Genomic DNA, 14,656 nt, shown 5'->3' with positions numbered 1-14,656 from the left:
GACTGGACACCACTACCAAAGTTGGGTAAAGTAACGCTGTGATGAAAGTAGCGTTATCTAGGGTAGAGGAGGTGTTTGATGTCCATGTCTATTTGCACGGCAGAGTTGATGCTTGTTACCTACTGTCTGGTCGACGACTGGTATCAGCGCAAAGGCGCACGTCTGCTAGGTCGCACCGTCGGGTCAAAGCCGGAATTCAGCGATAGTGAGGTGCTGACCCTGATGCTGGCGATTGACATTTTCGAGTTCACCAGCGAACGACGTTTTGTCTGCTTCATTCGGGCAGATCACTTGGCGTTGTTTCCCAAGTTGCTCACCCAGAGCCAGTACAATCGTCGTGCGCGCAGTCTGCAGTACTTGCTCAACGAGTTGCGCAAAGAGTGGGCGACCGAACTGGGGGTGCAGTTCGAGCGGCACTTTCTGCTCGACACCACACCCGTCATCGCCATGGGCTATCGGCGGGACAAGAGCCACAGTGACTTTCGCGGTTCAGCCGAGTACGGCTATTGTGCAGCCCGTCGGTTGAAGTACTTCGGCTACAAGTTGGTCATGTTGACCACACTCAATGGCACGCCCTATGCCTTTGAACTCGTGCCCGCCAACACCGATGAGCGCGAGGCTGCCGACGAAATCCTCGATTCACTCCCACCAGACAGCAACGTCTGGTCCGACAAAGGCTTCATCGGTGAAGAGTGGCAAGCCGACTGGTCTCGGCAAGGTGTCCATGTCTGGACGACCAAGCGCGAAAACCAAAAGGTCCAGAATCCCCGCGAATTCGACCGCCTGCTGAACAGCGTCCGTGAACGCATCGAAGGTGCTTTTGACATCTTGAAAGAAGGGGGGCGTTCGGTTGAGCATACGCTCGCCCATACCGTCAAGGGACTCTGCTCTCGCATTATTGCCAAGATCGCTGGTGGCATCCTTCGGTTGTACTTGCGCCGCTTCTTTGCCATTGATGTCCTGACCTACACCGTCAACGCATAGCATTTCACATCACACGTTATGTGTCATTGGCTTGGCTGGATGTGGGTTAGCGCAGATTCCGGACAACATCCACCGTTACGAGACCCGTCAGGCTGCGCGCTATCCCTGGACCGTCGAAGCGATCAATGAAGAACACAAGACCAAGCTGTGCCAGGCGCTGCAACTGGAGATAAATGATCCATTCTGTCAAGCCGGAGCACGCGTCACGACGACCGAACTCATGCACGCCGTGAAACAACGGTTCCCCGTAAACCGGACGACATACCCTGAGGTTGCGACGGCTTTGCAGGGTTTTCCAGTGGCCGTCGAAGAGTCCAAGTTGCCGACAGGTGAGGTGACAAGTCGAAGCTATGCCTACCTGCTGACCCAATTTCACGGATTTTGTACCTACTTTGATATCAATCTAGATACCCAAGTAGTGGAACGGATAGATAACACGAAGGCGCCTGGACTCTCTGACGGGCCAATCCCTGAGGTGTGCGGACCCGCGATGGGGCAACCTTAGGTACGGATACCAGACTGGGCGTTTGCTCAATCAAACGAGTTAAGACCATGAACACAGCAAAGGCACGGTCTGTGGCCTGGTTGCTCTTGGCAAGTTCGGTTGTGCCCGTCCTGATCACCGCCTGCACATCTGAAAGCCTTGCACCGCAACGACCATTCTCTACTGAGTCCATGTTGATGGATGCTACGCTGTTCCCATCAGGATGGCGTAACCGATCCATCATCCCGACTGCCGACTCTCACGGCGCTGTAGAACACATGTTGCGTACTATGGAAGGATTTGGTACGGTGATTCATGAGATCTATCGGTATGAGCGGGTGCGATCGGCGCAGCGTGAGTACCATCGCCAACTAGACGTCTGGTATCCCGGTGCGCGGTATTACGGCGCATGGGAGGAAAAACCCGGGGTGGCAAGGCAACTGGACTTCGCCGACGAGGCCTATGTGGCGTGCGCCAGCTACTATGCACCGCAGGTGAAAGAGGCTAAGCTCTGTGGTATGCTGGCCCGGTATGGCGAGTTCGTCGTCCGATTCTCGGCCGAGATAGCACCCGCGGCCCCCGCGGCGCCGCTGGCCCTTGACGAGGATGAGTTGGGCGAGTTGTTGGTCAAACTCGATGATCGGTGGCAAGCGGCCATGGCATCACTCCCGACGCCATCGCCGTGATCTACCACGAGCTGCGCAATCAGCCCGGTTTTTGGCCACGAATTGCACGAATCGAAACGAAGACAGAAGCTCGATTCGTGCAAATTAGTGAAATTCGTGGCAGAAAAAGCTGGGCGGATTCTTGCCACGAATTGCACGAATTGACACGAAAAGGCCCTGGAATTCGTGAAGATTAGTGAAATTCGTGGCAGAGAAAACTGAGCGGATTCTTGCCACGAAAAGCCCGTTCATGCCGTGGCAGGCTCATCTTCTTCCTCGCCGCCAAAGGCCAGATCGAGGGCTTGGCTGGTGACGATGGCGTAGGTGCGCGTGAGCGTGGCGCTCACCTCGGTGGCGTCCTGGCCCAACGGTGGCGCGCCCAGGCGTTTGAGCAGCACAGCGCCGACTTCAGGCGCAGCAATACTCACGGTGAAATGCTCCAACGGCGCACCCTCTTGCCAAAACGTTGGAATGAGTTCCTCCAGTGGGCGCCCGTCGGTCAGTTTTTCGGCCGCGGCGCCAATCGCGGCCGCAGCGCCATGTCCTTGTCGCTCGGCGCCATATCCTTGTCTCCCGGCGCGCAGCGCACCCAGGATCTCTTCGCGCGTGCGTCCGCGCAGGCGAAAGATGAGGAAGGGGTCCTGGTCGAAACGCTCACCGAGCAGATAGAAGACCGCAGCCAGATGTTTGCACGGGTTGGCCGCATCAGGGCAGGAGCACTTGGTGGTCAGGTCCTGCTGGGTTTGGGGAAAGAGGGAGACCTTGGCCGCGTCGAAGGCGGTCTCGACATCGGGCGGCATCTCGCCGTTGAGCAGGCTGGCCGTAAAAATGGCTTGTGCGGCCAGCGCCGTCAGCACGCGCTCCCACTCCTGGTTTGTCAACTGCCCAATGTTGATGGTGATCTTATACGGAGTTGGTCTGGAGCCTTGCACACGGGCGCTCACCTTGCCCGGCTCGATATTGATCTCCAGAACTTGCCCCTTGCGCGCATAGGCGCGGCCGCGCGCCAGGCGGCCGCTGTCCACCAGGCGCTCCAGGGCAGCAATCCAGCGATCGGCCCACCAACTCTTGGCAAACGCGCCCGTTTGATGCTCAGCGCGGATGCCGTCAGCCCGTAATGGCCGCGACGGCGCAAAGTAGTGATCGTTGTCCTCGCGGTAGGACGCGCGGCGTGGACTCATACCCCCTCCTCGGTCGCCACGGCATCCTGCCGCAGCACGAGCAGATCGCGCAACTGCGCCGTGGAAAGCTCTGTCAACCACGATTCGCCCGCGCCCACGATGCTGTTGGCCAGCTCTTTCTTGCTCTCGATCAGCTGGTCAATTTTCTCTTCCAGGGTGCCCGCGCAGATGAATTTGTGTACCTGCACGTTGCGCTGTTGCCCGATGCGGAACGCGCGATCGGTGGCCTGATTCTCCACGGCCGGATTCCACCAACGGTCGAAGTGAAAGACATGGTTGGCCTGCGTCAGGTTCAAACCCACACCGCCGGCCTTGAGCGAAAGCATGAACAGGCGCGGGCCGTTGCCGCTTTGAAACAGCTTCACCATCTCATCGCGCTGGCGCGCCGGCACGCCGCCGTGCAAAAACAACGGCTCTTCGCCAAAGGATGCGGTCAGGTGCTGCACCAGCATCTCGCCCATCTCGAAGAATTGGCTGAAGATCAGCGCGCTGTCATTGACCGACAGCACCTCTTCCAACATCTCAGACAGACGGTTGAGCTTGCCGGAACGGCCGGCCAAATCGCTGGTCGTGCGGTTGCCCAGGAAGTGCGCGGGATGGTTGCAGACCTGCTTCAGCTTCATGAGCGTAGACAAAACCAGGCCGCGACGCTGCATCCCCTCCGACTCCTCGATCTGCCGCAGAGAATCCTTGACCACCGCCTCGTACAGGGTCGCCTGCTCCGCGGTCAGGTTGCAATAGACCTTCATCTCGTTCTTCTCAGGCAAGTCCTGAATGATAGTTGGGTCGGATTTCACCCGGCGCAGCAGCAGCGGCTGCACCAGGGTCTTGAGTTGCGCGGCCGGTTCGGGCTGGTGATAGCGTTCGATAGGCAACGTAAACTTACTGCGGAAGGATTGCTGCGACCCCAGGTAGCCCGGGTTGAGGAATTCCATGATGGACCACAGATCGGTCAGGCGGTTTTCGACCGGTGTGCCGGTCAGCGCCAGGCGATGACGCGCGGCCAGGCCACGCGCGGCCTGCGCCTGTTTGGTCGTAGGATTCTTGATATTCTGCGCCTCGTCCAGGATGACATCGCCCCAGGCCACCTGCCCCAACAGCTCGCGATCGCGCGCGAGCAGGCTGTAGCTGCTGACGACCACGTCGGTCTGCTGGCTGGCCGTCACGAACTCCTCGCCGCCCAAGCGGTTGGCGCCCTGGTGTACCAGCACGCGCAGCGAGGGCGCAAAGCGCTGAATCTCGCGCTCCCAGTTGCCAAGCACCGACGTGGGGCAGATCAACAGCACCGGGTCAGGCTGCGGGTTCTGTTCACGCCCGTGCAAGACCATGCCGATGGTCTGGATGGTGTTATGGCACACGATGCCGTTGGCGACGAAGTTGTGGCGCCCGGCGATCTCCAGGTCATAGACCCAACCGGTGTACGGCACGGGTTCGATGGCCGTGATGGCGCTGAAGACGGTGACTTGCCCAGGCTCGCCCCCGGCCGGCGGCGTGACACACACAGCATCACCGACTTGCAGATCGTTGGTCCAGCCGGCCGGCGTGAGTAGGCGATGGCGGCGGGTGATGGTTATGCGGCAACCGTTGGCCAGGGTAATGGTGCGCAGGGGCTCCTGCACCTGTTGCCGATAGAGGCGCTGCACCGGCGCGGCCACCAGGCGTCCATCGGCCTCTTGCCGGGCCTGGGCGTGCAGCGACGCCCGCGGCTGCGCCCAGAAGCCTTCCCCATCGAAATACGCCTCCCCGGCGTAGGTGTCCCAAAGAGTCTCGGCCGCCAGCGGCGCACCGTTGACCGTGACGAGCGTCTCTGCGCTCAGGCATTTACCCAGACCCATGTCATCGGCCAGGCAGCCGCCGAGACCCACGCGACGCAAGAAAACCAACCAGGCCAGCCCGCGCTCCTGATACGGACGCAAGGCGCCAACGAAGCCGGACGGCGCCGGCAGTGGCTGCAGTTGATCGTGGTGGCTGAGGTTCTGAAAGAGGTCCTGCAGCCAGGCGTCGAGGGCGACATGGGTGACGGGTAGGCCATCCACCGCGCCCTGCTCGCCATCGCCCAGTGCAAGGTGCATGGCATCCAGGAGGCCCAGCTCGCCCTGGGCGCGACGCTTTTCCCAGAAGCGGATGGCGGCCTCCACCTGTTCGGGCCGAAATTCAACCCATTGCCCGCGAATGTTGACCAGCGGGCTTTTCAATGCAGCCAGGCGCTCGAACTCCTCTTGTGTCAGCGGGTCTTCGCCCAGGGCCAGTTGCCAGTCATACTCCACCACTTTGGCAAACGACAACAGCCCGCTGGCCTCGCTGGCCGTCTGTTTCTGCTTGAGCTTCAGGCGCACGCCCAACGCGGCCGCGCGCTTTTGCCACCAGGGCGGGGTCAGGATACCAAAGCCGCTCTGTTCGAGCAGCGGGGCCGCCTCACGCAGAAAGGTGTAGGCTTCGGGCGTGGTCAGGGCAACGCTACTCGGACACGCCGCGCGCAGGGTCTGTTCGAGCGGGGCAAACAAGCGCGCAGCCTTAGCCAGACCGCTGAGCAAACGCTCTTGCGGCTGCAGCAGGCGGCGATTGAGCAAGGTCAACGTGCTGCTGGCCTCTTGCCACACCTGTTCGGCCGGCACCAACAGGCTTGGATCATCGGTGGCCTGCAGCAGGTAATGCACGACCCAACTACGTTCGCCAGGGGAAGCCGCGGCCGGCGGGGTGGCGAGTTGGAAAGAGACGCGAAAGCCGGCCGTGGTGGCCTGCTGCAAATCCTCCAGCCAGCGATTGATCTGCCCAACCAAGCCGCTGAGTTGAAAGCTGGCGCCGCTCACCTGTGGCTGAGGGCTGAACAGGGCGTCAATCCACGACCGCACCGCGCCGGGCGCCAAGCGGCGGGGCAGCGCGCGTTGCACGGGGCCGGCCCAGGCGCGCACCTGTTGATCCACCCACGTCGTCAGCGCGGCGGTGAGCAGGGTCAGCGGGCCGATGGGGCGCCAGGCGGCGTTGGCCGGCCGCAGGCTGCGACAGGCCGGCGGCATCGCGTTCAGCAGCCATTGGAAACGCGCCTGCTCATCGGCATCCACCCAGGTCGGTTGCCAGCGCGCAACGACGGTTTTGCCTGCTTCCTCCAGGGTGGGGATATAGCGCTGGCGGGCCAGGAGTTCCAGGGCAAAGCGCGCCGCCGCAATCCAGAAGCGCAGGTCGGCGCCCAGGGTGACGCCGGGCGCGGCTGCAGTGGGCCAGGTGACCAGGGCACTCAAGGCGGCCGGCGCGGTGAGCGCCAAGCCATCAATCGCCCAATCGGCCAGGGTCGGTTGCGCGTCGCCCTGCGCGCTCAAGGGCCTGGCCGTCAGCGGCTGTCCATCGTCGGTGGGCAGGCGGGCCAGGGCGCTGCTTTTGGTCACACCGCTGCCCGTGCTGAGCCGCGCCGCGGTCAACAGGCTGGATGTGGGCGCCTGGGCCGGATGCCCGGCCGGCTTGCGTGGGGCCGCGCGGCGGCGCCCCTTACGCCCCTCAGCGTCGGCCGCAACCTCGCCCCAGATGAAAAATGTTTCGACCGTCTCGGCAGCCAACCAGGATGCATGTAAAATGAGCATGAATGTGACTCAATCTAAGTTGAGCGGCTTACAGCAAGCGCGCCAGGGCCGCCTTGTCCACTTTGCCCGCAGCGGTCAGCGGCAGGCTGTCACTGATCCGAAACTCGGCCGGCGTCTTGTAGCGCGCCAGACCATGCCGGCAATGGGCGCGCAACTCTTGCACGGTCAACGGCATGTTGGGATGCGGCAACACAAAGGCCACGCCAACCTCACCCATGACCGGGTCCGGCTTGCCCAGGCACGCGCAGCAGGCGACCTTGGGATGCTCCGCCAGGTAGGCTTCGATCTCCGCCGGATAGACGTTGAAGCCGCCGGTGATGAACATCTCTTTGCTCCGCCCCACGACCGTCAGGTAGCCTTGCTCATCCAGGCGGCCGATGTCGCCCGTGTAGAGCCAGCCGTCGGCGGCGAGCGCGGTATCGTTGTCTAGCGGAGTTTGCACATAACCCTTCATCACGCAGGGTCCGCGTACGGCGATCTCGCCGATCTGGCCTGGCGGCAGCGTTTGGCGGGCGCTGTCCACGATGCGTACGTCGAACTCAGACGCAGCGCGGCCAGCCGTGCGCACCAGCGTATCGGCGTTGTCGGTGGGGCGGGTGTAAGTCACCATGCCGGCGGATTCGGTCAAGCCATAGCCATGCACGGCAAAAGGCGCCAGGGATGCAATGCGCCGCATGGCGGTCGGAGGGGTGGGCGCGCCCGCGACGATGGTCATGCGCAGGGAGGACAGGTCGAAATCGGCGAAATGGGGCAGCAGGAACTCCATGATCCACATCGTCGGCACCTGGCCCAGGATCGTGACCCGCTCCTGGGCCACCAGGGTGAGGGTGTCAACGGGGTGAAAGCGCTCCAGCATGATGAGGGCAGCGCCGCTGAACATGGCGCCCACGGTGATGAGCACCGCGCCGCTGACATGATTCATGGGCAGGTGCAGGATGATGCGGTCAGTGCTGCGGAAGCCGAGGTGACGGACCTGCGCGCTGATGTTGCTGATGATGTTGGCATGGCTGAGCCGCGCGCCTTTGGGTGCGCCGGTGGTGCCGCCGGTGAAAACGATCAAGGCATCATCGTCGGCTTGCAGCTGCGCCTGCCGCGCGGTCAGGGCGGCGCTCAACCCGGGTTGAGCCTGGGCGGTCATGAGATCGGTCAACAGATGGGCGCCATCGGCAACGCCATCCGCATGAGTCATGGCATCGCCGATGATGACCAGGTGACGCACGCTGGTCAGGGTGGACAGGAAGGGCTGCAAGCGGGCGGCCGCATCGGCCTGCAGCACCAGGAGCACCGGTCGCGCCAGCGGGGCCAGGCGGCTGACCTCCAGGGGCGTGTACTGGCTGTTGAAGCCGGCCAGGACCGCGCCGCAGCGCATGGCCGCCAGGTAGGTAATGATGTATTCGGGCCGCGTGGTACACTGCAGGCCGATACAGTCGCCGTGTTCGATGCCCAGGGCCATGAACGCGGCGGCCAACCGATCAACCTGCTGCGCCAGCATCCGCCAGGTGAGCCGCATGTCCTGAAAAACAATCGCTTCTCGGTCGGGCCACCGGTCGGCCGCGGCGTCGAGAAGGGCGCTCAGATGGGTAGCTGCTGGATGCGTCATTCCTGCTCCTTGATCACAATTCTACCATGACGGAGCCGTTTTTGCTAATGCATGAATTCTTGGATCGTCACCATCCAAAGCGTTCTTCGCGCCAGGGGTCGCCTTCCATGTGATAGCCGTTCTGCTCCCAGAAGCCGGGGCGGTCGCCGGCCATGAACTCCAGGCCGCGCAGCCACTTGGCGCTCTTCCAAAAGTATTTGGTGGGCGCCAGCATGCGCAGCGGATAGCCGTGCTCCGGCGTCAGCGGTTTGCCGTCATATTCGAAGGCCAGCATGGCGTCCGGGTCTGCCGCCAGGATTTCCAGGCTGATGTTGGTGGTGAAGCCATTCTCGCCGTGCTCCATCAGATGGGTAGCTTCGGGCTTGACCTGCACCAGTTTCAGCACCTCACTCCAGGGCACGCCGGTCCAGGTCGTGTCCAGCTTGCTCCAGCGCGTCACGCAATGGATATCGGCCGTGATCGTCTTGCGCGGCAGCGCCATCAACTGATCCCACGTCAGGCGCAGCGGTTCCGCGACCAGGCCGAAGATGCGGAAGTCCCACTTGGACAAATCCCGGTAGGCCGGCACGCTGCCGTAGTGCAGCACCGGGAAGCGCTCGGACAACACCTGTCCCGGCGGTACGCGCTGGTTGGCCGATCGCGTCGGCACATTGGCCTTCTTCAGGCGCTCCACTTTCTTCGATGGATTATCGAACCACATAGACTGTCTCCCATCAGTAATCCAGGATGACCGGATTGCCCATCTTGCAGGCATCCATCGGCATAGTCCTGGTTGGCGCACGTTTATTACAGGCCAATACAGGCTATGACTGTGCCGAGGCGTACTCAGTCACTGTGTGGCTACTCAGCCTGCCAGGAATGCGGACAGGATTGCCAGAATTCACAGGATATTTGAGCTTTCGCGTGTGCTCTGTGGTACAATCTGCTTGTCGGGGACCCCCGCACTCCCAGCCGTAGATTCTCAGGTCAGAAAGTCGGGTATTCCTGTGCGCTCAACGCTTCTTCTGCCATCATCACGCCTGGTTTGGCGCCGCGTCGGCGGCGTCAGCCTGTGGCTTTGCCTGCTGCTGAGCGTGGTCGCCGTCGGCCTGCGCGGCGCGCAGGCGCAATCCGCCACGCCGACCCCTGTCCCAGATCTGCCGTTCACACAGATCTTGCCCGCGCAGGCCGAGCCGATTTTCACCGACACCTTCGACGGCCCTGGCAACGGCGGTTTGCCCGTGCTGACCGATGCTCGTCGCACCACGGCCTATGCCGATGGTCAGTACATTGTCACCGTGGCGCTCCAAGATCAGAGCGTCTCGCCTGGTTGGGCGCAGTTTTACACCGACATGGCGTTCGAGGTGGAAGCAACCTGGCAAGCCGTGGGCAGTCAAAGCGGCGTTGGTTTGCGCTTTCGCGTCCGTGACGATCATGCCTACCTGTTTCTAATCGAGGCAGACGGCTGGTTCACCCTGCGCCGCCAATTGGAGACGGAGACGACACTGGCGGAGGGAACCTCGCCCTTCATCAATCAAGGCGTGGCCAGCAACCGCTTGGGCGTGGTGGCCGATGGGAACCGCATTTCTGTTTATGCCAACGGGCACCTCCTGAGCGCGGTAACCGATGATGCACTGACCACGGGCCAGATCATGCTGGAGGTGCGATCTGGCGACCCGGACCCAGTGCGGTTGGCGTTCGAAAATGCAACGGTGTGGGGCTGGCCGCAGCCTCCGTCGCCAACACCAACCCCTGTCTTTTTGCCCAAGCTGCCGGTCGGCGCGTCGTTGGCGTTTTCCGACACCTTTGATCTGCGCCAGGACGTCACGTTAGACCAGGGTGTCACAACCAGTTCGCAGCGCTTCTATGGCGCGGGCAACTATCACATCATGGTGACCGCGCCCCAGGATTATTGGCAAAGTGCGTGGGGAAAGACTCTCTATCGTGATTTTGCCGCCGCTGTGTGGGTTGAGTTTACCGATAACTCAACCGATGGCAGCGCCGGGCTGGCCCTGCGTGCCCAGTCGGCTGCCGGGGATAGCTACCAATTCCTCCTCTCTCCGCAAGGTCACTATCTGTTGCGCAAGAATCGAGGTGGCGTCCCCTCCATCCTGGCCGAAGGACAGGCGGCGTCATTCCTCAAGGCGAACGCGGCCCGCAACGAGCTAAGCGCACTCGTCAACAACGATCGCTTTACGCTCTTTGTCAACGGCCAACAGGTCGCCGCCGTGTCCGATGACACCTACCGCGAGGGCTACGTGGGCCTGGTGGCCGTGGCACAGCAGACGCCGGTTCACGCGATCTTTCGCGACGCATCCATCTTCACCTGGCCGGAAACCGCATCATTCAACGATGCCCTGCCCGCGAACGCACGACTGCAAGCGACCGAGACTTTCGACGATCCCGCCAGCGGCTTCATGCGCAACGAACATTTGGATGACCGCGAGCGCTACTATGCCGACGGGCAATACCATGTCGTGGTGCATGAACCGGCCAATAGTTGGATGGCCGTTGACAGCGGGAGCTTCGCTGATTTCGCCGCAGAGGTCGAAATCAGCCCGCAGCTCGCCGGCGCGGACCATGTCGCCGGCCTGGTCTTTCGCTATCAGAACGAAACCAACCATTACCAATTCGTCATTCGCCAGGACGGCTTCTACGGCCTGAGTCGCTTTCAGACCGGTCAAGATGCCACCCTGGTCAGTTGGCGTTCATCAGAATTCATCGAACGCGGCGCGGTGACCAACACCCTCGGCCTGATTGCCAACGGCGCGCAACTATCGCTGTATGCGAACGGACACCTCCTGGGCCTGGCCGATGATGCCGCATTCAGCGGCGGCAAGCTGGGCCTGGTTGCTTTTGCCGGCGCTGTGCCGCCCGACAACCACGTTGCGTTCGACAATCTGCGCACCTGGACCTGGTCGGCCGACATTGCTACAGAGTCGAGTTCGCCGTGGACCGCCATTGGCGGCATCCTCCTGGTTCTTTTCATCACGGTCTTGACCAGTTACAACCGAATCCTGGATCTGCTCCTGCCGTCCTCCGTAACCGCGATCAAGCTCGGCCCCTTGACGATTCCCCTCAATAGAACAGGCGCTCCATACATGCCCCGCGCCGGTGATTTTGCCTCCAGGGCCGGCAGCGTCTACACCCTGGTGGAACCTCCGCAGCCAGACGCCGAAAAAGGGACGCAAACCGCCGCGGACACGCACCCCGGGGCGCGTCCAACCGGCCGCACACCGCTGCCCTGAAGCCCATCTGGCCGCTGCTCGACAGGTCAACCGCGGTCACCCCGGCGCCACTGCACCGCAACCCGTACATCGTCGGCCCCCCGGTGGAAGACCGCGCGCTGTTCTTTGGCCGCGAGGATGTCTTCGACTATGTGCGCAGCGGTCTGGCCACGCGCGCGGACAATGTCACCCTGGTGCTCTACGGCGGCCGGCGCACCGGCAAGACCTCCGTGCTGCGCCAGATTCAGCGCGGGCGCCTGGGAACGACCTTTGCGCCGGTCTACGTGGACATGCAGGTCATGGCGGAAGTGGATACGCACGAGTTTTTTGGCAAGATCGGTCGCGCCATCAGCCTGGCCTTGCCGGAGGCGCCTTTGCAGGCGAGTCTGGACGCACTGGCCGACCGCGGACAGAACGCCTACAGCCTGTTCGAAGCCCTGCTGATGCAGGCGACTCAGGCCGCGGGACAACGCACCCTCTTGCTGATGTTCGACGAGTACGAAATCCTGGAGCGCCTGGTGGATGGCGGCCGCCTGAGCGCCGACATCTTCCCCTATCTCAAGAGCCTGATGGAGCAGCCGCGGCGCCTGGCCTTCCTGTTCACCGGCTCGCGGCCGCTGGAGGAAATGCGCGGCCAATACTGGGACTGGGCGCGCACCTTCAGCCCGGCCCGCTACAAGCGCATCAGTTTCCTGACCGATGACGCCGCCCGCCGCCTGATCGTGGAACCGGTCGAATCGTTTCTGACCTACGATGAGGCTGCACTGGCCGCGGTCTTGCGCCTGGGCGCTGGCCACCCCTATTTTACGCAGGGCCTCTGTTCCACCATCGTAGACGCCGCGCTGCAGGAGTCACAGCCGACCGTCAGCCTCGCAGCGCTGCAGGAGGCCGTGACCGACCTGGTGGAAAACCCGTTACCGCACATGATCTACCTGTGGAATGAGGCTAATCGCGCGGAACGACTGGTGCTGGCGGGGTTGGCGGCTTTTCTCACGGATGGCGACGCCTGGCTCAGCGCGGCCGCGTTGACCGCGCAACTGGAACCACACCACAGCGGCCTGACGCCCGACCAGGAGCGAACCGCCCTGGCCGCGTTGGTGCGCCAGGAACTGTTGGAGCGCCAGGACGATCGCTTCCGCTATCGGATTGATTTCTTGCGTCACTGGATTGCGGAAGATCACAGCCTGTGGCAGACGCTGGCTGAACACTGAAGACACTGAAGACACTGAAGAACGTGCAGGCAAGCCAGGAGCATCTGCTCATGCGCCCCGCCAAGGATCCGCCATGACGACGAACCCATACCTCAACCGCAAGATGATCACGAACCCGGCCGAGTTCTTTGGCCGGGAGCGCGAGCTGCGCAAGATTCTCGCGCGCATCGGCAATCAGCGGCCGCAGTCGGTGGCGGTGGTGGGCGAACGGCGCATCGGCAAATCGTCGCTGCTCTACCAGGCCTATCACCCCGCCAACCGGCAGGCATCTATTCCCGATGCAGCCAGCCTGGTGTGCGTCTTCATGGATCTGTCAGAGCGCAAGGACTATCAGGCCGCGCAGATTTTCCAGGCGCTCTTTGCCGAACTGAGCCGCGCCCTGGGCGAAACGATCACCTCCGACGCGGGCAGCGGCTATGACACCTTCAAGGCGGCCGTACAGCGCATCGAAGCCTCGGGCCGGCGTCTGGTGATCTTCTTCGACGAGTTCGAGGCCATTGCCAGCAACCCGAACATTCCCGCGGCCAATGTGACCGAGTTCCTGGCCTTTCTACGCGGTATTGCCAACAGCCATGCTGTGGCTTACGTCACCTCATCGCAAATTGATCTGCAGGAGTTGGGGCACAGCGGGGAGATCAAAGAATCGCCCTTCTTCAACATCTTTACGCGGGTTTCGCTCGGCCCCTTCAGTCGTGAAGAAGCGCTGGCGCTGATCGCACAGCCCTCGGCCGCGGCCGGCCGACCGCTGGCGCCCTACGCCGACACACTGCTGCAGTGGGCCGGAACGCATCCCTTCTTCTTGCAGACTGCCTGTGCCGTGTTGTTCGAGTGGCACAACGGCCAGGGCGTCAGCCATCAAGACATGACGCGGGCTGCCATCGAATTTGCGGACGAAACTGAGGATCATTTCCAGTACATCTGGCAGCATCTGAAAGCTGAAGAGCGCAGTGTCCTGCGCAGCCTGGCGACCGGCGTCCCCGTGCCGGACACGCAGCACTATCTCCTGCGCCAACTCGAACGCCGCGGTTACATCGTGTCGTGGGCCGGTCTGCCCAGGATCTTCTCTTCTATTTTCGCGGGCCTCATTCCGCAATGGCCGTCGTAACAACCTCTACGCGGCCAGCACCTGCCAGGCGATGCGCAGGCCGAGCAGCAGGACGATCAGGTTGCCGAGCAGGCTGGTGAGGAGCTGAAAGCGGGGCGAGAGACGGCGATGGGCCGCCGCGCCGATCAAGGCGAGGAGCGACTGCCACGAGAGGGAGGCCACGGCCGCGCCCAGGACGAACACGACGCGGCCCGCGGTCGTTGCCAGGTGACCGGCGCCGTTGCCCAGGATCAGCGAGCCGAAGTAGGCGACGGTCAGCGGGTTGAGGAGGGTCAGGCCCAGGAACTGCGTGTAGGTGCGCCAGGCGCTGGCGGCCACGACCGGGTCTGGCGCGGCGCCGGCCGTGCGGCGATGCAAGCGCCACAAGCCCCAGCCGCCCAGGGCAAGCAGCACCAGCGCGCTGAGCAGACGCAGCGTCACGGCAAACGGCGCCAGCGCCAGGGCCAGAGTCTGTCCGGCCACTGCGGCCAGCGCGGCGTAGAGCAGATCGGCCGAGGCCGCGCCGGCGCCGGCCATGAAACCAGCGATAAAGCCGCCGCGCAGGGCCGTATCCACAATCAGAATGGCAATCGCGCCCACCGGTATGGCAATACCATAGCCGGCAATCACGCCTTCTCCAAACGCTCGCCAGTCCATCGTCTCGCT

At 62.7% G+C, this 14,656-nt stretch carries 11 protein-coding genes; 6 read left to right on the top strand and 5 right to left on the bottom strand.

What is annotated here, in order from left to right; genetic code table 11:
- The first annotated feature begins 78 nt into the window (after positions 1-78).
- The 3 genes from IPM84_02705 to IPM84_02695 all read left to right on the top strand — a co-directional run bounded on the left by IPM84_02705 (position 79) and on the right by IPM84_02695 (position 2,154).
- A complete protein-coding gene (locus IPM84_02705) occupies positions 79-984 on the top strand; it encodes an IS982 family transposase (GenBank protein ID MBK9091683.1) in 906 nt (301 codons plus the stop codon).
- Positions 985-1,015: 31 nt separating this feature from the next.
- Complete coding sequence (locus tag IPM84_02700; protein ID MBK9091682.1) at positions 1,016-1,489, top strand: hypothetical protein; 474 nt, start codon at positions 1,016-1,018, stop codon at positions 1,487-1,489.
- A 287-nt stretch (positions 1,490-1,776) separates the two neighbouring features.
- Entirely contained in the window at positions 1,777-2,154 is a 378-nt protein-coding gene (locus IPM84_02695) for a hypothetical protein (protein ID MBK9091681.1), read from the top strand.
- 227 nt (positions 2,155-2,381) lie between these two features.
- Here IPM84_02695 and IPM84_02690 read toward each other — a convergent pair whose 3' ends face one another.
- The 4 genes from IPM84_02690 to IPM84_02675 all read right to left on the bottom strand — a co-directional run bounded on the left by IPM84_02690 (position 2,382) and on the right by IPM84_02675 (position 9,189).
- On the bottom strand, positions 2,382-3,314 hold the full coding sequence (locus IPM84_02690) for an SWIM zinc finger family protein (GenBank protein MBK9091680.1): 933 nt from the start codon (positions 3,312-3,314) through the stop codon (positions 2,382-2,384).
- A complete protein-coding gene (locus tag IPM84_02685; GenBank protein ID MBK9091679.1) occupies positions 3,311-6,889 on the bottom strand; it encodes a helicase in 3,579 nt (1,192 codons plus the stop codon). The genes IPM84_02690 and IPM84_02685 overlap by 4 nt, the downstream gene beginning before the upstream one ends.
- 28 nt (positions 6,890-6,917) lie before the next feature.
- Entirely contained in the window at positions 6,918-8,489 is a 1,572-nt protein-coding gene (locus tag IPM84_02680) for an AMP-binding protein (protein MBK9091678.1), read from the bottom strand.
- A gap of 67 nt (positions 8,490-8,556) precedes the next feature.
- Complete coding sequence (locus IPM84_02675) at positions 8,557-9,189, bottom strand: sulfite oxidase-like oxidoreductase (GenBank protein MBK9091677.1); 633 nt, start codon at positions 9,187-9,189, stop codon at positions 8,557-8,559.
- A gap of 286 nt (positions 9,190-9,475) precedes the next feature.
- On the opposite strand from IPM84_02675, the gene IPM84_02670 reads away from it, so the two are divergent.
- The 3 genes from IPM84_02670 to IPM84_02660 all read left to right on the top strand — a co-directional run bounded on the left by IPM84_02670 (position 9,476) and on the right by IPM84_02660 (position 14,011).
- A complete protein-coding gene (locus IPM84_02670; protein ID MBK9091676.1) occupies positions 9,476-11,716 on the top strand; it encodes a hypothetical protein in 2,241 nt (746 codons plus the stop codon).
- 83 nt (positions 11,717-11,799) lie between these two features.
- Positions 11,800-12,906, top strand: a complete 1,107-nt coding sequence (locus IPM84_02665; protein ID MBK9091675.1) for an ATP-binding protein — start codon at positions 11,800-11,802, stop codon at positions 12,904-12,906.
- A gap of 73 nt (positions 12,907-12,979) precedes the next feature.
- Positions 12,980-14,011, top strand: coding sequence for an ATP-binding protein (locus IPM84_02660; GenBank protein MBK9091674.1), 1,032 nt, complete (start codon positions 12,980-12,982; stop codon positions 14,009-14,011).
- A 6-nt stretch (positions 14,012-14,017) separates the two neighbouring features.
- Here the strand turns inward: IPM84_02660 and IPM84_02655 are convergent, their stop codons facing one another.
- Positions 14,018-14,647, bottom strand: coding sequence for a LysE family transporter (locus tag IPM84_02655; protein MBK9091673.1), 630 nt, complete (start codon positions 14,645-14,647; stop codon positions 14,018-14,020).
- Between the last annotated feature and the right edge of the window lie 9 nt (positions 14,648-14,656).

Source organism: Candidatus Amarolinea dominans (assembly GCA_016719785.1).
In the GTDB taxonomy this organism is placed as follows: Bacteria; Chloroflexota; Anaerolineae; order SSC4; family Amarolineaceae; genus Amarolinea; species Amarolinea dominans.
The sequence above is the reverse complement of the archived record's forward strand: the minus strand, read 5'-3'. Positions and strand labels throughout refer to the sequence as shown.